This is a genomic window from Methanobrevibacter boviskoreani JH1, from assembly GCF_000320505.1.
GTDB classification, from domain to species: domain Archaea; phylum Methanobacteriota; class Methanobacteria; order Methanobacteriales; family Methanobacteriaceae; genus Methanarmilla; species Methanarmilla boviskoreani.
The window spans coordinates 1-20,525 of the sequence record NZ_BAGX02000016.1; the positions used below are offsets into that span (position 1 = coordinate 1).

The 20,525-nt window shown below is 29.0% G+C and carries 15 protein-coding genes; 4 read left to right on the forward strand and 11 right to left on the reverse strand.

Translation table 11 applies throughout. From position 1 onward, the window contains the following. The 4 genes from ON24_RS03485 to ON24_RS03500 form a co-directional block, all read right to left on the reverse strand. Window positions 1–2,636 (reverse strand): putative glycoside hydrolase (locus ON24_RS03485; RefSeq protein WP_338093121.1); only part of this gene is annotated, 2,636 nt, incomplete at its 3' end. Between the two features lie 984 nt (window positions 2,637–3,620). Beyond that, window positions 3,621–5,276: a thermosome subunit alpha gene (gene thsA / locus ON24_RS03490; RefSeq protein ID WP_016358297.1), complete on the reverse strand. Its 1,656-nt coding sequence runs from the start codon at window positions 5,274–5,276 to the stop codon at window positions 3,621–3,623. A gap of 359 nt (window positions 5,277–5,635) precedes the next feature. After that, complete coding sequence (locus tag ON24_RS03495; protein WP_016358296.1) at window positions 5,636–6,310, reverse strand: DNA alkylation repair protein; 675 nt, start codon at window positions 6,308–6,310, stop codon at window positions 5,636–5,638. 130 nt (window positions 6,311–6,440) lie between these two features. Continuing rightward, window positions 6,441–7,670, reverse strand: coding sequence for an FprA family A-type flavoprotein (locus tag ON24_RS03500; RefSeq protein WP_016358295.1), 1,230 nt, complete (start codon window positions 7,668–7,670; stop codon window positions 6,441–6,443). 189 nt (window positions 7,671–7,859) lie between these two features. Between ON24_RS03500 and comD the strand changes: the two genes are divergently transcribed. Both comD and comE read left to right on the forward strand, forming a co-directional pair. After that, window positions 7,860–8,366 (forward strand): sulfopyruvate decarboxylase subunit alpha, encoded by a 507-nt coding sequence (gene comD, locus ON24_RS03505; protein ID WP_016358294.1) that lies wholly within the window; start codon window positions 7,860–7,862, stop codon window positions 8,364–8,366. A gap of 2 nt (window positions 8,367–8,368) precedes the next feature. After that, window positions 8,369–8,905, forward strand: a complete 537-nt coding sequence (comE, locus tag ON24_RS03510) for a sulfopyruvate decarboxylase subunit beta (RefSeq protein WP_016358293.1) — start codon at window positions 8,369–8,371, stop codon at window positions 8,903–8,905. A 140-nt stretch (window positions 8,906–9,045) separates the two neighbouring features. Here the strand turns inward: comE and ON24_RS03515 are convergent, their stop codons facing one another. The 6 genes from ON24_RS03515 to comA form a co-directional block, all read right to left on the reverse strand. Beyond that, window positions 9,046–9,846, reverse strand: coding sequence for an alpha/beta hydrolase (locus ON24_RS03515; protein WP_040681982.1), 801 nt, complete (start codon window positions 9,844–9,846; stop codon window positions 9,046–9,048). Window positions 9,847–10,295: 449 nt separating this feature from the next. Continuing rightward, the gene (gene hdrA / locus ON24_RS03520; RefSeq protein ID WP_040681983.1) at window positions 10,296–12,626 is read right to left on the reverse strand and encodes a ferredoxin:CoB-CoM heterodisulfide reductase subunit HdrA; all 2,331 of its coding nucleotides are present in this window, start codon (window positions 12,624–12,626) and stop codon (window positions 10,296–10,298) included. 14 nt (window positions 12,627–12,640) lie between these two features. After that, window positions 12,641–13,690 carry a ferredoxin:CoB-CoM heterodisulfide reductase subunit HdrB gene (gene hdrB / locus ON24_RS03525; RefSeq protein ID WP_081585233.1) on the reverse strand — a complete coding sequence of 350 codons (1,050 nt, stop codon included), beginning with the start codon at window positions 13,688–13,690 and terminating at the stop codon, window positions 12,641–12,643. Window positions 13,691–13,729: 39 nt separating this feature from the next. After that, a complete protein-coding gene (gene hdrC / locus ON24_RS03530; RefSeq protein WP_016358289.1) occupies window positions 13,730–14,344 on the reverse strand; it encodes a ferredoxin:CoB-CoM heterodisulfide reductase subunit HdrC in 615 nt (204 codons plus the stop codon). Between the two features lie 20 nt (window positions 14,345–14,364). Further along, window positions 14,365–15,645 (reverse strand): methanogenesis marker 16 metalloprotein, encoded by a 1,281-nt coding sequence (locus ON24_RS03535; protein ID WP_016358288.1) that lies wholly within the window; start codon window positions 15,643–15,645, stop codon window positions 14,365–14,367. Between the two features lie 466 nt (window positions 15,646–16,111). Beyond that, window positions 16,112–16,885, reverse strand: coding sequence for a phosphosulfolactate synthase (gene comA / locus ON24_RS03540; protein WP_016358287.1), 774 nt, complete (start codon window positions 16,883–16,885; stop codon window positions 16,112–16,114). Window positions 16,886–17,201: 316 nt separating this feature from the next. On the opposite strand from comA, the gene ON24_RS03545 reads away from it, so the two are divergent. Together ON24_RS03545 and ON24_RS03550 are read left to right on the forward strand one after the other, a co-directional pair. Next, a complete protein-coding gene (locus ON24_RS03545; RefSeq protein ID WP_016358286.1) occupies window positions 17,202–17,927 on the forward strand; it encodes a UPF0280 family protein in 726 nt (241 codons plus the stop codon). Between the two features lie 147 nt (window positions 17,928–18,074). Continuing rightward, window positions 18,075–18,890 carry a pyrroline-5-carboxylate reductase family protein gene (locus ON24_RS03550; RefSeq protein ID WP_050553544.1) on the forward strand — a complete coding sequence of 272 codons (816 nt, stop codon included), beginning with the start codon at window positions 18,075–18,077 and terminating at the stop codon, window positions 18,888–18,890. A gap of 233 nt (window positions 18,891–19,123) precedes the next feature. On the opposite strand, the gene ON24_RS03555 is transcribed toward ON24_RS03550, so the two are convergent. Beyond that, the gene (locus ON24_RS03555; protein ID WP_016358284.1) at window positions 19,124–20,494 is read right to left on the reverse strand and encodes a cyclic 2,3-phosphoglycerate synthetase; all 1,371 of its coding nucleotides are present in this window, start codon (window positions 20,492–20,494) and stop codon (window positions 19,124–19,126) included. Window positions 20,495–20,525: the final 31 nt, after the last annotated feature.

Here is a 20,525-nt window from a genome sequence, read left to right on the forward strand (position 1 = left end):
ACCTGAGCAATAGTCACATAGCTAGTTGAATTGTTACCATTATTATTACTATTATTGTTGTTACTACTATTACTTAATGAGCTAGCATTAAATAAATTTGTTAAAGCATATCTAAAGGACACTACTCCATCAGCGCCACCGTTCATTGCATTCTGAGCATCGGTTTTCAATGCAGTACTACTTAATTTGGCAGTATTATCATCAGAAACATATGATTGAAGAACAATCCATACTTTTGCATTACCAGAATGATTTTTGAAATAGGTTGCTACTGATTTAATCCAGGAACTATTTTGACCATAATTTCCTTTATAAGCCATAGGCATAATGATATCTAAGTATTTACCTAACTCATCGGAATCTTGACCATAATAGTATGAATTAACTGAGGTCTCAGGCATTAGTGCAGCTGATACAATAATATTAGGATTAACTGCTTTAACTGCATTTACTAAATCTTTAGTAAAGTTAGTTATATATTGAGCAGCATTTTTATATTTGTATGCTGTACCAGGGAATCTTAAATAATCTAAGTGAATTCCTGCTACACCAATAAGGTTTGCATATTTTACAGCTTCAGCTATTTTGCTGTTAGTATATGAACTACCAGCTGTAGTTGGATTTACCCAACTTCCTTCATAAAATGCTTGCATCCAAATATGGACACTTATTCCATAAGAACTAGCATTTTTAATAAATTGCTCAACAGCACTTGTACCATATTTCTCAACCGCATAGTAGTTTAAGAAAATATTTTTAAAACCATTTGAAGCAAGTTCAGATAAGTTTACTGAGTACATATTAACTCCAAAGACATAAACTCCAAAAGTATTATTATTCTTTTGAACATCTTTGACAGTAACAGTAGCATTTCCTGAACTTGAAGGATAAGCTGATGTACCTGCAAAATTATAGGTAACATTATAAACTCCGGAATTTAAGTTTATCTGAAGTTTTGCTGATCCATTAGAGTCAGTGGTTTTATTATAGGTTTTACCTGCAATAGTAATAACAATCACTTGATTTTCAATAGGATTACCAAACTGATCAAATAATTTAACAGTAAAGTATTTTCCAGAACCTTTATCCATAGTTAAATTAGCAGCAGAAAGACTTGTAGCATTTTTAACTACAAATATTTTATTTGTGCCATTTGAAGATAATGCTGAAATATTGTCATTATTGAATTCATAATAAACTACATAGGTACCAACATTAAGATTTTTAATGTTTAATTTTGCATTACCATTAGCATCGGTAGTTACATTATAAACAACATTGTTTAAAGTAAAACTAACTGTTTTACCTTCAATAGGATTACCTTTATAATCAACTAATTTAACTGAGAAACTTCCATTAGAGTTAACAATCATATAAACATCATTACCCTTAATAGAAGTTGTGTTCTTAACAACTGAAATGGTAGTAGAACCTGATGAGGTTAACTTGGTATTATTATCAACATAAGAATAATCTACTTTATATTTACCGTTGTTTAATCTAATAAGCAAATTAGCATTACCGTTTGCATCAGTAGTTTTATTATAAGTTTTTCCACAAACCTTAATTGAAACTACCTTACCTACAATAGGATTACCGAATACATCAGTTAATTTAACACTGAAATTAGATCCATATGTGATGTTATTAGAAATTGGTGTAAGACTAGTTACATTATTTTTAACTACAACATTTTCAGATATGGAACTTCCATTATATAGATTGTCACCAGCATATCTTATAACACAAGGATAATTACCTTGTTTTAAACGAATATTAAGAGCTGCTGAACCATTACTATCAGTTACACGGTAATAATATTTACCAACAATAAAAAATGAAACATTTTTACCAGATAATACATTACCTTCACTATCATACAAAGTTATCCTTAAACGGTTATCATTACCATAAATAAAAACTTCATTATCCACGGTAATATTACTTTGGCTTTTAGATATTACAATATTCCCAGTACCACTTGATGCCGCATAGTATTCACTACCTCTATAAAAGTAAACTATAGCAACAGTCCTAGGAGATAAACGAATATCCATACTTGCAATACCGTTTGCATCAGTAGTTCTATTATAAGTTTTTCCAGTTATATTGAAATACACAGTTTGGTTAGCTATTGGGTTTCCTTCAGAGTCAACTAAAGTTACGTTATACTTCTGACTATCACCATAAATCTTAGTTAAATTATTTCCAGTTAAACTTGTATTTGAAATAATTGTACTATTTGATGACTGTGAAACAATATCAGAATTATTAACACTTAAACTAACGTTTGTTACGTTTGAATTACTTTCTCCATAATAATCATTATTGGTTACTATGGTTCCATTTTGGTTTGATAATATATTAGAATTTGAATCTGTTAAAGAAGCATTATAATATTTTTCAGTACTTTCAACGGTAGAGTCACTACCATTTATTGTACCATTATCTGTACTTGAAACTACACTATCAACAGTATTATTTTCACTGATCATTGTTGTATTTTCGACTACAGAATTTGATAATACAGATGATGTGCTATTTGTACCATTTACATCAGCTGCAGTTATAGCACCTAAGGTTACAAAAACCATCAGTACCATAAATAAGGTAAAATATTTAAATGTCTTCGACAATTTTTCTCCTCCTAATTTGTATTTAACACTCTTAAAAAAATCAAACACAATTCAAGAAAAATTTTAAAAACATATATAAAAAATCAAATTACAATTCCTTAAAAATTTTTAAAATTTTACAAGATATTGGATTTGACTTAGTACAATATACACTTTTAACATAAATCTTATATAAATGTTTTCTTTAAGAAAACAAGCTTAAATTAATTGTAAATCAATAAAAATAATGCAAAAATATTAGAAATTAATAAAAAAACTATAATAATAAACAAATTTAATAAAAAAAGCATATAAATAAAAAATTTAAAAATTAAGTTAACTAAATTCATAAATTTAAATATGAGTTTTTATTAAGTATTTATATTAAAATAGCATATAAACAAGGTTATTTATATTAAAATTATTAAAAATATAGTTTTTTTATTAAAAAATAAAGAAAATTAATAGAACAATCATAAAATAACCCATTTTAAACCTTTTTAATAAATTTATAGAAAATTGAAAAAAAATTGTAAAAATTTTAAAAAAATAGTAAAAAAATTGGAAAAAATACAGCGGAAAATCATGAAAAAATTTTAGAAAAACTAATGAGATTAAATAAGAAAAATCAACTAAATTTAATGAAAAATCGATTAACCTTAAAAAAAAATACACTAAAAAAACAATAAAAAAATCAACTAAATTTAATAAAAAATCGATTAACCTTAAAAAAATACACTAAAAAACAATGAAAAAACATGAAAAATCAATTGAAATTAAAAAAAATACAGTAAAAATCAATAAAAAAAATCAATTAACTTTAATAAAAAAACAATAAAAATCAATTAAAATTAAAAAAAATACAGTAAAAATCAATAAAAAAAATCAATTAACTTTAATAAAAAAACAATAAAAATCAATTAAAATTAAAAAAAATAGATAAAAAGAATAAAATTAGAAAAATTAAAAAAGGTTTTTAGATAAAAATAAAAAATGTAGAAGATTCTACATCGGTGGCATTCCTGCGTCACCTAACTGACCAGCACCAGGTACACCTGCTATTTGACTTGCAGGATCATCAGTAGGACCAGTTTGTTTAAGCGCATTTTTAGCAGCAACAACATCATCAATACGGATAATCATTGAAGATGCTTCAGTTGCAGCATTAATAGCCTGTTTTTTAACTCTAATAGGTTCAATTACCTCATCAGACATATCTACAACTTTACCCTGATAAACATCGAGACCCATTGTGTTTGAGTTTTCATGAGAGCCTATTAATTCAGCAATAATGTTTACTGTATCCAAACCTGCGTTTTCAGCTAAAGTTCTTGGAACAACTTCTAAAGCTTTTGCAAATCCTTTAATAGCTAATTGTTCTTTACCACTAACAGTTTCACTATAATCACGAAGTCTTCTAGCCATTTCTATCTCAGGTGCTCCCCCACCAACAACTACCTCTCCATCTTCAATAGTTGCAGATACTACACCCATAGCGTCATCCATAGCAAGAGCTAACTCCCCAGTGACATATCTTGTAGAACCTCTTAAAATAATTGAACATGCTTTAGAATCCTCTAGATCCTTAAAGAAGGTAACTTCCTGGTCAAATATTTTCTCAGTGTAAATATGGCCAGCATGACCTAGATGTTCAGGTTTTAAATCTTGAACATCGAGAATAATTTTTCCACCGGTAGCTTGTTCTAATCTATCCATATCAGTATTCTTAACACGTTTAAATGCTGTAATACCTGCCTCTTTAAGATAATGTGCAGCCATATCATCTATACCTTTTTGACACATTAAAACATTAGCGCCTGAATCTTTTACACATTTAACTAAATCTTTAAGAATTTCTTGCTCGTTTTCAAGAAAAGCATTCATTGCGGAAGGTGATGATAAATCAATTTTTGAATTCATTGTTAAATCCCTAACTTCAATAGGATATTTTAAAAGAGCAATTTTAGCATCCTTAATATCAGTTTCCATATTAGGGTCAACAGGTGTATTATCAACTAATAATCCATCTACAACTTCAGAATCATCAATTGAACCACCATTAATTCTTTGAGTATTTACACGTTTATTATATACTTTTCCATCATCTGTTACTTTTCTACAAGATTTTACAACAATATCAGCAAGATGATCCTTAGCATATTCTGCACCCTTACCAGTCATTGCAGTCATTGCAACCTTTTTAAGTATTTCATCATCATCTGCTTCAATAGCAATATCCTCTAAAATCTCAAGAGTTTTATTTTTAGCATCCTCATAACCTTTTAATACAATAGGTGCTGGAACTCCATTGTCAATTAATTCTTGAGCTTGTGCAAGTAATTCCCCTGCAATAATAACTACGGAAGTAGTTCCATCTCCAACTACATCTTCTTGTTTAATAGCAATATCTACAAGCATTCTTGCTGCAGGTTGTGTAATACTCATTTCTCTTAATATGGTAGCTCCATCATTAGTTACAATAACATCATTTAATTTTTTATTAACTAACATTTTATCTTGGCCTTTAGGTCCAAGAGTAGTTCTAACTATACTAGACAATGCTTTTGCAGCTCTAATATTTAAATGAAGTGCATCTCTACCTTTGAATCTTTCACTACCTTGAGGTAAGATGAAAATTGGTTGATTCACATTATTTGCCATCATATCACCTTAATTATAATAATTCAATAAGCTTTTAAGCTAAAATATTTAAAAATAAATTTTTAATAAAATTATAATAAATATAAAATTTTTAAAAATAAAAAACTATATAAATAGTCTATTATTATATAGTGGGTTTAAGGTTATATAAAAACTTTTCGAAAAAATAGCAAAAAATTAAAAATTTCTTGAATATAAATTTATTTTAAAATAAAATAAGAACTGAACAATATTATATTTAGCTAAATACTTAGTAAAAATTTTTATATTATCAAATAAGCATTTTAAGAAAGTTTAAAAATTAATTTCAAAAAAAAAGATTCATACATAATATTTATAATATATAAAAAAAATCCATTTTATGTCAATTTAGATTGAACTTTTTCAGATTGAAGCTCTTTCAATGCATTCTTTCCAATCCATCTACTAGCTTTACAATTATTCTCTAATATTTCATTAGATAAATCAATAGCCTCACGATTTAAAACTAGATTCCTTTTACCAATCTGGCGAATTGCCCAGTTAACTGATTTCTTTACAAAATTACGATTATCACATGAGGCATCTTTTATTAAAGGATAATATTTCCTAAAATAATCATCAGATTCCCCTTTTTCATGAACTGCAAGTACTGCTATAAGTGAAAATGCTGTTCTTTTAATGAATTCCTCATCAGACTCTGCCCATTCGGGAATTTTATTAATTGCGAAATCGACATGTCTTAAAAAATTTATACAAGCCTGATCTACCACATCCCAGGAATCAAAATCTTTAATCCAAGAATCTAATTGTTCCTCTGTAAATTTATCCTTTTCTTCAACCATAAAAGCAAGAATTTTTGATTCGTGATAACCCTGATTCCAAAGTTGAACCGCAATATTATGATTATGACCTACTTCTTTTGCAATTTTTCTAATTTCAGGCATTCTAATACCATATGATTTACTAGATTTAATTCCAAATCTTTCCTGACCTCTGATATTCTCTTCATTTCTTAATGATTCAAATTTTTTTATAATTTCCTCATATTCCATTAAAACACCTAAAACAAGTTAAAATTCAATATAGATATAAATAGCTAAATAAAATCTTGGATTTAAAAAAAATAAGATATATTATAATTTTTAAGAAAAAATATATTAAAAAAAAGATAATTAAAGAAATTTATTCTTTAATTAATTTTGCAATATTTTTACCTAATTCATAAGCCTTTTCAAGTTCACTTTCATTTGGTAAAAATTTAACATCTAATACATCATCAGCAAGTACATCGAAACCTGCCTCTTCTAAAGCACTATTAAGATTTTTAATAGCACCCCCACCCCATCCTTTAGATGAGAATGTGACAGCTTTTTTGTTTACTCCACAATTTGCAAAACTTAAACAATTAAAGTAGTAAATGAGTTTTCCAACATTAGGATATGGATTATTCATCATTGTTGGAACACCAAGACAAATAGCTTTACTATCCAAAACATCGGTTACAACATCACTTTCATGGTCCTCCTTTAAGTAATGCATAGAGACATCTACACCTTCACTTATAATACCCTCAGCTATTTGATGAGCTAGTTTTTGAGTTGAGTGGTGCATTGTATCATAAATAACTGTAATCTTATCATCTGCATCACCAGTAGCCCATTTAGTGTATAGATCAAGAATAGTCTGAGGATTTGTCCAAATTTGTCCATGACAAGGAGCAATCATTTTTACCTTTTGAAGTAAACCTAAATCTTCCATTTCTTTGACTTTATTTACTACAAGAGGTGAAGATAATGTAATTAAATTCGCATAATATTTTTTTGCAACATTTTCAAGTTCTTTAGCATCCACATCAACATCATATCTTTTACCACTGCAATAATGTTGACCAAATGCATCATTGGAGAATAAAATTCCCTCTTCGTTATATAAAGTAAAGTTACTATCTGTCCAGTGAAGCATTGGAGCATTGATAAAAGTAAATGATTTACCACCAATATCCAAGGTATCACCGGTTTTAATAGGATTCATTTCCTTATCTTCTAAAACTGGGAAAAGTTTTTTAAGACCAGGAATTGCAATTTGAGTACAATAAATTTCCACATCAGGGAATTTATCCACAATAGTAGGTAATGTGGTACTATGATCATTTTCAATATGATTCTGTACAACAACATCTATCTGAATCTCATCTTTACCTTCCTGAGCAAAGGCATCTTCGATTCTAGCCCATTGTTGAGGGAAAAATCCGCCATATACATTATCAATTAAAGCAATCTTATCATCACCAAATACAAGATAACAATTGTAGGTTGTACCATTTAAGGTATATCCGTGGAATTCACGAGCATCCCAATCGAGAGCACCTACCCAGTATACACCATCTGCTATTTTTACAGCATCTGCTTTCATTATAACACCTTTATCCTTAAATTAAATCAATATATTTCATTTAAATAAAATTAATCAGAAATATTAATTCAAAATTCTTAAATATATAATTAATATATTTATTTATATATATTAGTATTTTGTTATTTCATTTAAATAATATTTAAGTCATAAATAAAAACTAAAAAAAAAGAACAATGGTCGAATAAAATGAATAGTAGTGAAGCTATTTATAATGGTATTAAAAGTGCAGGTATTAACTTTATTGTAAGTGTACCGTGCGCTAATTTAAAAGAATTGTTAAAATTAATTGATAATGATAATGAAATTACCCATATACCTGTAACACGTGAAGAGGAAGGACTTGGAATTTGTGCAGGAGCATATATGGCAGGAAAACGAACATGTATTTTAATGCAGAATTCAGGACTTGGAAACTGTATAAATGCATTATGTTCCCTCTATGAATTATATTCATTTCCACTTGTAATGATTATGAGCCATAGGGGAACTAAGGGAGAATCCATAGTTGGTCAGGTTCCAATGGGTAAAGCTACTCCAAAACTTCTTGAATCACTTAATTTAGATTATTATAAGCCATATAAAATTACAGAAGCATATAATATTGTTAAAAATTCATGGAACGATGCTGTAGAAGAAGGTAAACCTGTTAGCATACTTCTTGAAATTAAGTACTGGAAATTAGAGGAGGAATAAAAATGGCTACACGTATTGATGCAATTAAAGAAATTATGAAAGACATTACCGACGAACTTGTAGTTGCAAATATTGGAGTTCCCTCTAAAGAGTTATACCAAGTAAGAGACAGGAAAAGAAATTTCTATATGATAGGCTCCATGGGATTAGTTTCATCAATTGGACTTGGACTTGCATTATCTCAAGAGAAAAAAGTAGTAGTTCTTGATGGTGACGGCGCATTACTTATGAATTTAGGTTCATTGATTACAGCTGGAAAATATCAACCCTCCAATCTTATATGGATAGTAATTAATAATGGGGCTTATGGTTCAACAGGTAATCAGGAAACATATGCAAAAGATTTAGATCTTGTAAAATTAGCTAAAGACTCTGGCTTTGAAAATGCATATAATTTTGAAGATATCAACTTTAAGGATATTCTTGAAAGCAATAAATGTTATTTTATAGAGTATAAAGTAGAAGTGGGAAATACAAAAGCTCCGGTAATAGATTTATCCCCTGATGAGATAAGAGATAGATTTATGGATGAGATTTAAATATTCTACCCTTTAAATTTTTAACTTGTTTTTTAAAGTTAATATATACATCTCTTTTAAAATTTTTAAGAAGTATTTACTTAAATGTAAAGATTTTAATGACACACTTAATTAAGTTTAAAGAATTTAAATGAATTTAATTATTTGTATTCTATATTTAACCATTTAATAATATCATCCATTAATCCATTCCAATAATCCCATTCATGACCACCCTTACCTTCCTTATATCTAAAATCAATATGGCTGTCATCTAAAAATCCTTTAAATTTGCGGCAGGAACCGATTAAATCATCATCTTCCCCACATGCAAGATAGATATCCGGTATAAACTCATTATTATCAATTAGATTATTTAATAAAACTTCAGGATTTGCCTCTGTTTTTACAATATTTTGGGAAGAACCAAAACACCACTCAAAAAAATTTTGATTATACTTAAAACTAGATTTATTATCTTTATCAAATTTATTTTCCAAAATTAAAGCCGGTGAAAGAGCTATAATCTTTGAAAATCTATTGTTATATTTAAATCCATTATATAAAGCACCATAACCACCCATCGAATATCCTCCAATAAAGGTATCCTCTTTTTTATTAGATAAATTAAACATATCCCGTGTAATATCTACTAGTTCCACACCAATATAGGTAGAAAATAATCTATTGTCTTCAATGTGATTACGGTAAAAACTATTCTCACCACTAGGCATTATAACAGCAAGATTATTTCTCTCAGCAATTCTTTTAATATCAGTATGTGTTAACCATTCTGTACAATCGCCATATAAACCATTAAGCAAATATAAAGTTTTATATGGTCCTTTTAATGATCTATTCCTTTCATTTAAATAATCCATATTATCTACAGGTAAAACTGCAGTAAAAGATACATTTCTACCTAATGCTATTGATTTAAAAGTTGTATTTATTAATGCCATGTTATCGTATCATAAAAAAGAATTTAAAAAAATTTTAATATCTAGTACTTAATCAAATATTTTTCAATAATTTTACTAATAATTTTTGATACTATATAATATTATTATATATTATATAAGTATAAAATTGAAACAAATTTAAAAGTTAATATGACAAATAAAATTTAATTTTTAAAAGAGGAATGATTCAATTTAGCAATCATTTTAAAAAAAATGATTCTATTTAATAATTAACGATTAAAATAAAATCAAATAGAATAAAACACCATAAACAATAAAAATATAAGGCAATCAAAAAATAGCTAAAACACAGAAATAAAAACAAAACTAAAAGGAATAGCTGAAAATAAAAAAACGAACGATATAACAAAAATCAATAAAAAAATAAAAAAAGAAATCAATATAAAATAGATTTTAAAAATAAATCAATATTTGATTAATCTTCTAAACTATTTAGCTAACTGATTTAATTCTTCTATTTTTTCATCAAACTCTCTAAATTTACGTGCAAGACCTGAAAAATATGGGATATATACCTTAGAAAATCCTAGTCTTTCAGGATTCATATTATTTAATTTGATTTCATTTTTAATCTTTTGAATATTATGATTTATCTCATCAAACATTAAGTCTCCAGGATATTCCCCTATAAATATTCCGTCAGCACCATTTTTAAGAGCATATATAATGTGTTTAGGCATTACCCTATTTACTGATATAACTTTTATAATATGTATTGACTCCGGATAGGACAATCTGTTAATTCCAATATTATCTGCAGAAGTATAGCCAATATCATCAAGAAATGCCAAAATACGCTTTTCACCAGGTTTTTTATTTTTTAACATTCCATCAATAGTTGCAAATATCATCTCATCAATATTACCATTAATACTAATTGCATCCTTATCACATTTAGCAATACAGTTTCCACAACCGGAACAACTCATAGGATCAATATATAATTTTTCATTGTATACGGAAATTGATTTGTATTTACATACCTCAATACAGTCCATACATAGATCACATATCTCGTAATCAATATCCGCAATAAATGGTTCAACCTCTATACCATTGTTTACAATCTCGGATACCTTACTTGCAGCTGCTGTGGCTTGCAGAATACTTTCAGTAATATCTTTTGGATCTTGAGCAGTACCTGCCACAAACGCCCCTTGAACATCGGTTGTAACTGGTTTAATTTTGGGATTTGCCTCTTTGATAAAACCGTCCTCTGTAACAGACACATCGAATATTTTTGCAACCTCTTCCGTTCCTTTAGAAGGTTTCAAACCTGTAGTTAAAACTACCATATCTGTATCAATTTCTCTAAATTCCCTATTAACAGTATCTTCAACTCTTACAACCAAATGGCCATCTCTTTTACCAATTTCTCCAGGACGACCCCTAATTAATCTTACTCCATTAGCTTGTACATGCTTGTAATATTTTTCAAACATTCCCGGAGTACGCATATCTGTATAACAAATATAAATATCGGTATCTGGATGTTTATGTTTAATGATATTTGCATTCTTAAGTGCTACCATACATCCTACCTTACAACAATACTTAACAGAATTAGGTTTTTCATCCCTTGAACCTACACATTGGACCATAACCACTGTTTTTGGTATGTGACCGTCAGACAAACACTGGAATTTACCTTTTGTAGGGCCGTTAACACCTAATATTCTTCCAAGTTCACTTTGGGTTATTACATCATCATATCTGAAGTAAGCATAGTCAGGACGTAAATTAGGGTCAAACAATTCATGACCAGTAGCCAGTATTACAGAACCTACTTCCAATGGAACAATCTCCTTCTCCCCTCTAAGACTTATAGCATTCATTGAACATTCACGTTTACAATCCCCACATTTATCACAGTTATCCATATCAATTACATAACTATCTGGATAACACTGGGAAAATGGTTTGTAAATAGCTTTCCTATATGTTAATCCATCATTCCAATCATCGGGAATTTCTTGACTGCAAACCTCTGCACAGTCACCACATGAAATACATTTGTCACCATCAACATAACGGGGTTTATTTTCAATAAGTAAGTTAAAGCTACCACCACGTCTTGTAGCCTTTATGACTTTAGAATTTGTCATAATTTCAATATTATCATTCCATACAACATCATTCAAAACAGGATTTAAAAGACAGAGACCGCATTCCTCTGCAATCTTAACTGGTGAAAAAACCTTACCGATTTTAGCCATATGTCCACCGATACTTGGTGATTGTTCTATCAAATATGTTTTAATTCCTTGTTTTCCAAGTGACAATGCTGCACTCATTCCTGCAATACCTCCACCAACAACTGCAGCACTATTAGGCGTTTGAACGACAATTGGATCAACGGCTTCAGATTTTTTAACCTTTTCTATTGAAGCATTGATTAAAGTAATAACTTTATCAGTTGCCTTTTGATTAAATTCATCTGAACATGTGCTATGTACCCAGGAACATTGCTCACGAATATTAGCCATATCCATTAAAAAAGGATTTAATGGCTGAATATATTCCTGAAAAGTTTTTCCATGAGATTCTGGAGAACATGCTGCTATCACCACCCTATCCAAATCTTCACCAATAATATTATCCCTAATTATTTTACGACCTTTAATAGAACATAAATTTGTAAATTCGGCTATCACATCTACGTCAACAGATTCCTTCACTCTTTCCAAATCTATTATATCTGAAATATTCCCCCCACAATGACAGAGAAAAACACCAATTTTTAAATCATTAGACTCCATTACTTCACCCCTTTTTAGCCTGTAAATACAAACGGTTCTGGATCCATATCCACATTATATTCCGGAGAGCTTTCAAACTCAATTCTCTCATCAAGATGTTTAATAATTTCTTCCTTTCTTTTATTTGATATTGGTTTTAATTTATTAATAATAGGTTCAACTGGACATGTATGAGTTTGAATTCCTAAAACTTTATATGGGTCACCACCTAATGCCAAAGCTACAAGCTGGGCAATATTTAAATGTGCGAAACCATAATTCTTATCCCTTGTTTCATCAATATATGGTTGGTATCTATCAAATTGTACTTGACAATTAGGACACAAATGGACTAATAAATCTGTATTATTATCTTTTAGAGATTTTAACTTATCTTCAGTTGCATCAAGACAAGATTCCTTATGTACAAATCTCTGTGAAATACCACTTCCACAGGTAGCTCTTTTAAAATCATACCAACCAATAGTATTCACACCTAAAGATTGTATTACATCATCTAAAATATGGGGATTTCTAATACTTGTAATATCCTCTTTATAATGTGCCTTATAGTAATGACAACCATGATGTGTCGCCATAACAATATCAGAAAGATCATATACAAGATTTTCAGCAATTTCTCTTCGTTTACTGTAAAAAATATCCACAATATGGAATATGTTTTCCTCAGGAACAATATCTCCCTGAGTATACTTCATCCAACCATAACCAGATTTATCAAAAATATTATTAACCTTATTTCTTAGGTTCTCATCTGTATTAAGTAATTCTCCACACTTTTTATTAATTGCATAACAAGTTGCACACATTGTTACAAAATTAGGACGATTTAATTTTTTTGCAAGTGCAAAATGTCTTGCACCATTAACAGTAGTTGACAATTGATCAAATACATCGGAATAATGACCTAATCCGGTACAACAGGTTTGACCCTTATCAATATGATAGCCAACACCTATCTTATCAAATACATATTTTGTAGATGATTCTATACCCGGATACTCTACACTAACAAGACAACTTTTAAAAAGTAAAATGTCCTTATCTGGAATCTCCACCATAATCTCCCTCTTAAAGTTTAAAATAATTTTAAAAACTGAAAATCATTCAGTGCTTTTTTCGACTTTTTCATTATCTTTAATTCTTTTTACTTCTTCCAATCTCTTTTCAAAACCTGCCTGTTTTAGAATAGTGGAAACCTCATCAATGGTTTCCTTAGGAGGAATTACAGGTCCTAAACCTAAATTTTCACGTATATCATCAAGGTCACATTTGAAATTCCACCAATCTTCCCCTATATCTTCCCTCATTTCAGGAAAGAAATTTGAAGGAATTCCGCCAATTCCATTATTTAAAAAACTATATCCAAAACCTAAAAATGGTCTTAAATGAGCATCAGCTTCTCCACGGGATATCTTAATTTGTCTTAATACCTGATTAGCCTGACATGGACTATTACCTACTGGACAAGTACTATGGCAAGTATAACAATAGAAACAATACCAAAGATCCTCATCATCAATAATGGAAGTTTCACCTTTGAGTATTTTCTCTATCATATCTCTCGGATTATAATTAGAATGCTGTGCACCAGGGCAAGTTGAGGTACACATTCCACACTGTACACATTTTAAAAGATTATCTCCAACTGTAAACTTTAAATCAGCCATTATAAAATTTGCAAGATCCAAAGTTCCTTCTTTAAACTCATTTCCCATTAAATAACCTCAGAAAATAACTAATATGAAAATTTAAATGAACCGTCATTAATTCTATCAACTAAATCATTGATTATATGATTAGCCCTTAACCTATCTGATTGACGTGAAGTGATATGAACACTGTGATTCTCTCCGTCAATGTTTAAATTAGCCATACCTGTATCCAACTCAAATACATTTCCAACACAGTAAGTAGAACATATTCCGCAACCAAAACAGGCTTCATTATCTAATTCAACAATTATTTTATTATTTTGAATCATATGTTTTACGGAGTTAGTAGGACAATTCTCCTCTACAGCACATACGTCACATCCAATACATTTACCCTCATCAAATTTAGGTCTGTTAATGTCGTGACCATTCCACATTTGACCATAATCGGTATCAGTAATGTGATAGCTTCTTCCTTTAATATCTGCAACCTTAAGGGGAACATCTTCATTTAATACAAGTAAATTATTATATATCCCCTCATTTAAAACAGGAATTGGAATAGCTACAGAGTCATATACCTCAGGACCCATACCAGTCATAAAACCCCCTATATAATAGGGATCCATCTTTTTTAAATCAGCAGACAACATTAAATTTGGTGCCTCATCACTTGATCTTGTACCGGAACCTAAAACTAAACCTTCTGAACCATTTAATAAAATTTTAGCCCCCATTTTAATGACATTTCTCTTAGGATCATTTTGAAGTGGGTTTATATCTCCACAACCTGAAAATGAAATCTTATCAAAACCAGATTCCATAGGCTTAGCATAAAAAATGGAATTGATAGGTTTATCACCGGTATTAACAAATGCAGTATAATTTTTAAATGCATTTCTTGTACCTATCATATGTGCAGTTACAATCTCATCTAAATTAGTAGTAGTTCTAATAGTTTTACCTTCATAGGTTTCAACTTCTACTTCAATATCTTTACCTTTAAGTAAATCATTAAATAAGAAACCTCCACCATAATTTATATCATCCTTACTACGGCCTGTTCCATTTATAATACAATCAACGGAACCTAATAATTCATTTGGACAAGGACCTACTTGAGCAGGAATTCCATTTAAATAAATTTTATTGGCTTTTTTAAATGAACCAGGTTCTGAAACAATAATGTTAAAAATAGCAGATGTACCACTCATTATACCACAGGTTCCACAAGTTACAACATCAACCTCCTCGAATGAAGGCACATCACCATTACGGATAGATTCCTTAAAATCAGATGCTGAGTAAACTTGCACATCACCATTTTCAATCTTTTCATTAATATTTTCAATAGTTCTCTCCAAGCAAATACACTCCTAAACTTTTAATATTTATTTTTAAAACAAAATCAAATAAATACTAAAATAAAAAATACATAGTTAATAATAATTTTTCAAAGTATATAAAGATTTTTAGCACGTATGTAAGCTTAATATTACTTTTTAGCCCAAAATGTTAACTTAACATTACTAAAAAATCATTTAAACATAAAATTATAACAACGAAATAGAGATTATTATCAAATAATCAATTTAATTATATAATCATTTTAAAAAATTATGAACAAAATAAGCATATCTATAAGTTTTATAGATTTTCAAGGGTTTTATTAAAAAATAGATAAAAATAAGATTTTAAAAAAATGTAAGGTTACACTTACAATAAGAGAAAATGAGATTTTAAAAAAAAATGCAATGTCACACTTACAATAACAAAAATAATATTTAAAAAAATGTAAGGTTGCACTTACAATAAGAGAAAATAAATTCTTTAGAATTTACCTAAGGTATCTCCCCTCAATCCACATCTTATCGTTTCAAGGGATATGATATCATCTGTTGGAATATTTCCCAAATTAACATCACGACCAAGTTTTAAAACAAAATAAACCTGTTGATCTTTTTGAGGAGCCTCCCATATAATCTTATCAGGATCAGACATATTATTTATAATATAATCTATCTCATCATCTTTAGCTTTACCTGCCTCATCAAATATTCCAATATTCTTTCCGCCTTCTCTTGCCTCAACAATAACTTTATTAGAACCTGCATTTAATTCATTTTCCATATGTTGTATCCTCTCATCAAGGGTGATGTCCTTATCAAGAACTGGATTTTTCTTACCAACCTCCGATAAAACATGAAAACCATTGCTTACAGCCTCTTCAATATAATCTAATTTTTTATCATATGACAACTCGGTAGAACCATTAGATATTTCTAATGTATCAAAACCTAATCTTTTAGCCTCATCGAAAAACTCAGGAACCTTATTATTCAAATATGCTAGCTCAAATAATGTTCCGCCAGTATATGGTTTAATATCATATTTTTTATACATTTTAATTTTAGCTTTAACGATATGTTCATCCTGAACAACGGTAGTGCCCCAACCAAATTTTAAATAGTCCACATATTCCCCTGCTAATTCCATTAAACATTTAGCAGTTTCATATCCTAATCCTTTATCCAAAACCATAGTTATACCTTTATTACGAGGTTTTGATTCTCTATCTTTTAAAAGAAATTTAAAAGCTTTCATATTCTATTTCACCATCAATTAAAAATAATATTATAAAATTAATTAATAATTAAAATCTAATAGTTTATAAAAGTATTGATAGAATAAGAAAAAGAGAATTTGATTTATCCAAAAGGAATTTATTTAATTAAATTAATATTTTAAATAATGCTTAAATAAGTTTGAATCAATCAACAATTCAAATTCAATAATAATACAAAAAAATAATGTTTAAACAAATTAAATCCAATATAAACCAATCAATTAAGCAATAATAAACGATTAAGATGTTTAAACAACTTAAATCCAATATAAACCATCAGCTTAAATTTAAAAAATGATTAAAATGAATAAAAAAAATATTCAACATATAAATATTGAAGAAACCCATATTAGACTTATATCAGATATTTTAAATCATAATCTAGAAAATTATATTCGGACAATAAGAAAAGATTTAAAAAGATATATCTATACAAATCCCGATTTTCTAAATAGACTTGAACCTTTGGATGAAAAACCAGAAGATAATTCAAGTATCATCAATAGTATGCATCATGCAAGTAAAATAAGTAATGTGGGACCTATGGCAACTGTAGCAGGCACAATATCCGAACTATCTTTAAACTATCTTATAAATAAAGGTACAAAATTAAGTTCTGTGGAAAATGGGGGAGATATATCCATTATCAATAATAAGCCTATGGTTTGCGGTATTTATTCAAATACCATAAAGGATATTGGATTTAAATTAAAAGCAAGGGATAAAGCTCTTGGAATCTGTACCTCATCTGCAACTGTTGGACATTCCATAAGTTTTGGAAATTCGGAATCCGTTACTGTTGTAGGTCCGAAAGCCAGTATTTGTGATGGTCTTGCAACAAGAATAGCTAATGATGTATATGGCGAAAGTGATGAGGAGGGAATGACAAATGGTCTTGAAAGTGCCGAAGACTATAAAGATTATTATGATGGAGTTTTAATTACTATTGGCCAGTTAGTTGGTACTATAGGCAAATTACCTAAGATTGTTACTACAGAACCATTCGATATAGATTATTAAAACATTGAAGAAATTTCTTAATAGAAATACTTAAACAGATATTATAAAAATAAAACTAAAACTATTGAATTTGAATTCCAGATGAATTAAAGAGATTCAAAACATCAAATAAAATTTAAGAGACAATAATATTTTAAAAGGGATATAATGACAATTGGAATAATAGGATATGGAAATATTGGAAATATGATTAGTGAAAATCTACTAAAAAACAATATTGTTAACGAAGATGAATTGATCATATCAAATAGAAACATCAAGAAATTAGATGCAATAAAAAACTATTATCCAGATATCGAAATTACAGATGATAACATAATGCTTTCTAAAAAGGCAGATAAAATAATCATATCCGTTGAAAGCGATGATTTATTAAATGTGATTAGTGAAATTAAGGAAAATCTAGAATCCAAACATTTGATTCATACCTGTGCAGGAGTTAGCTTTGAAGATATTGAAGAGGTATATGACGGATCTGTAAGTTTAGTTATCCCAACCATATCCTCAAGTTTTACAGAAAGTGACAAACAAAAGGGAATTAGTTTAATAGTTCATAATTCTAAAGTTAATTTCCTTGATTCTACAAGTTTAGAGAATATGTTTAATAATTTTTCATATGTAAAAATTCTTCCATCAGAAAAGGACATTGAAATAACTACCATACTTACAAGTTGTGCTCCAGCCTACATTTCTTTAATTGTTAAAAAGTTTGCAGAATATGGATTTGACAATTCCGATTTAGATTATGATGAGTGTAAATATTTAATTCTCAAAACATTAATAGGAACAAGTGAAGTTTTAAGTAAAGATAGTTTAAATAGTGAAGATAATTGTGATAATCTAATTAATACTGTTTGTACACCTGGAGGAATTACTGAAAAGGGATTAAATTTCTTAGATTTAGAATCAGACACTATGATAGATGATTTATTCGACATATTACTCCAATCTTATAATGATTAATTTAGATAAATTTAACATACAAAACTATTTACTTTTTTTTAAGAATTGATAATTGAGTAAATTTTTTAAAGATTTTATAAGAAAACGGTAAAAACAGCTAGTTTCTATTTAAAAGTTTATTTATATAAAAAAATGAATTCAATAATTTCTGACTAAAATAAAAAAAAATAATAAATTTTTTTAAAAAATTGAATTATAAAACGATAAAACCATTAAGATTAATAATTGAACAATCAGTTATCATTAAAATCTGAAATAGCAGAATCTACAAGATTTAAAATAGCTTCATCCAGATTCGGATAATCACCCTTTATTACAATCGGTATATTATCACAGTAAACTACTTCTAAACCTGCATTAATAGCTTCTTTAGTTGCAACATCAACTGCAGCAGCTTTAAGTTCAGTCAACATACAATCAACATCATTTATATACTTTCCAATATCTTTTTTAAGTAAAGGTCTGTTGGATAAATAGGGTGTTGTACCTATAATCTCACATTCATAAACCCCTTCAAGGTATTCCACCAGTTTATCCTTAACGGCATTTGGTGCAGTGGTTGCAAAAAGAACTTTCTTACCTTTAATAGATTTTAATGGTTTCGGTCTAAAGACCGTAGGAATGATTTCCACTTCTGGTTTGATACCATGAATAAACTCAATTATCTCATCTATTTTAACCTGTGGGGTTAATGGCTCCTCACACATAGTAAGAATAATCAAATCACCTAAACCAATCCTATATGGACCAAAGAAATTTGTAATATTAATTATATCCTGATTAGCCCCAACAAGTACAATATTCTTATCTGTTTTAATAGGAGGTATAGCCGCTCCACTACCTTCAAATATTAGAAAATCTTTATCCTGTTTATTTGCAATCTTAGCTCCTTCCAACATGTTAGTCATGAAGACCTCACCAGACATTCCACCACCACAACGTCTACAACCAATAGTTAAAACCCTACTCATCAATGCATCTTCCCAATGATCACTTGCAGCGTGAACTCCCTTTTCGGATTGTTCCATTAAAAATTCAGGGGTTATTTCAAATTCATCACCGTGAACAATTTCCGGTACCTCAGGTCCCCCTCTACCCATTGCTACAACACAGGGATTATATTGATTTTTAGCTATTAAACGTGAGGTATAAGTACTCACTGCAGTTTTACCAATTCTTTTACCTGTACCCAATATTTTAAGGGATGGTTTTTCAAGAATATCATCAAAGGTAGGTGGCTCAAACTTAAAATCAGGACCCTCATATATACATCCCAAAGACAAAACATTACATGCTATCTTAAACCTTTTAGAATAATCAAGTACTGGTTCATCAGATAAGTCCATTACAATATCAGGACTATATTTCTTAATCATTTTACAAATTAAATCATATGGAATTTCATTTTCATCCTCACCAAAATAAACTGGAAAGCCCATCACCTCAGAATATGCCTGGGGATTATCTGTTTTTAGTTTCTCAGTTCCTCCAATAAAAACCATACCTATTACTTCAAAGTCTTCAATATCATTAATTGATACAATAGCAGATTTTGTAACAGGAAGATAATGTTCCCCATCAACCAAACATAGAATACTAGTCATAATAAAACCAACCTAAAAAAAATTGAATAAT

Excerpts from the sequence above, each read along its gene's own strand:
- comA (WP_016358287.1), bottom strand. The coding sequence starts at position 16,885 with ATGAAAGCTTTTAAATTTCTTTTAAAAGATAGAGAATCAAAACCTCGT.
- ON24_RS03545 (WP_016358286.1), top strand. The coding sequence starts at position 17,202 with ATGATTAAAATGAATAAAAAAAATATTCAACATATAAATATTGAAGAA.
- ON24_RS03500 (WP_016358295.1), bottom strand. The coding sequence starts at position 7,670 with ATGAAAGCAGATGCTGTAAAAATAGCAGATGGTGTATACTGGGTAGGT.
- ON24_RS03515 (WP_040681982.1), bottom strand. The coding sequence starts at position 9,846 with ATGGCATTAATAAATACAACTTTTAAATCAATAGCATTAGGTAGAAAT.
- ON24_RS03550 (WP_050553544.1), top strand. The coding sequence starts at position 18,075 with ATGACAATTGGAATAATAGGATATGGAAATATTGGAAATATGATTAGT.
- hdrC (WP_016358289.1), bottom strand. The coding sequence starts at position 14,344 with ATGGGAAATGAGTTTAAAGAAGGAACTTTGGATCTTGCAAATTTTATA.
- thsA (WP_016358297.1), bottom strand. The coding sequence starts at position 5,276 with ATGGCAAATAATGTGAATCAACCAATTTTCATCTTACCTCAAGGTAGT.
- ON24_RS03555 (WP_016358284.1), bottom strand. The coding sequence starts at position 20,494 with ATGACTAGTATTCTATGTTTGGTTGATGGGGAACATTATCTTCCTGTT.
- hdrA (WP_040681983.1), bottom strand. The coding sequence starts at position 12,626 with ATGGAGTCTAATGATTTAAAAATTGGTGTTTTTCTCTGTCATTGTGGG.
- comD (WP_016358294.1), top strand. The coding sequence starts at position 7,860 with ATGAATAGTAGTGAAGCTATTTATAATGGTATTAAAAGTGCAGGTATT.
- comE (WP_016358293.1), top strand. The coding sequence starts at position 8,369 with ATGGCTACACGTATTGATGCAATTAAAGAAATTATGAAAGACATTACC.
- ON24_RS03495 (WP_016358296.1), bottom strand. The coding sequence starts at position 6,310 with ATGGAATATGAGGAAATTATAAAAAAATTTGAATCATTAAGAAATGAA.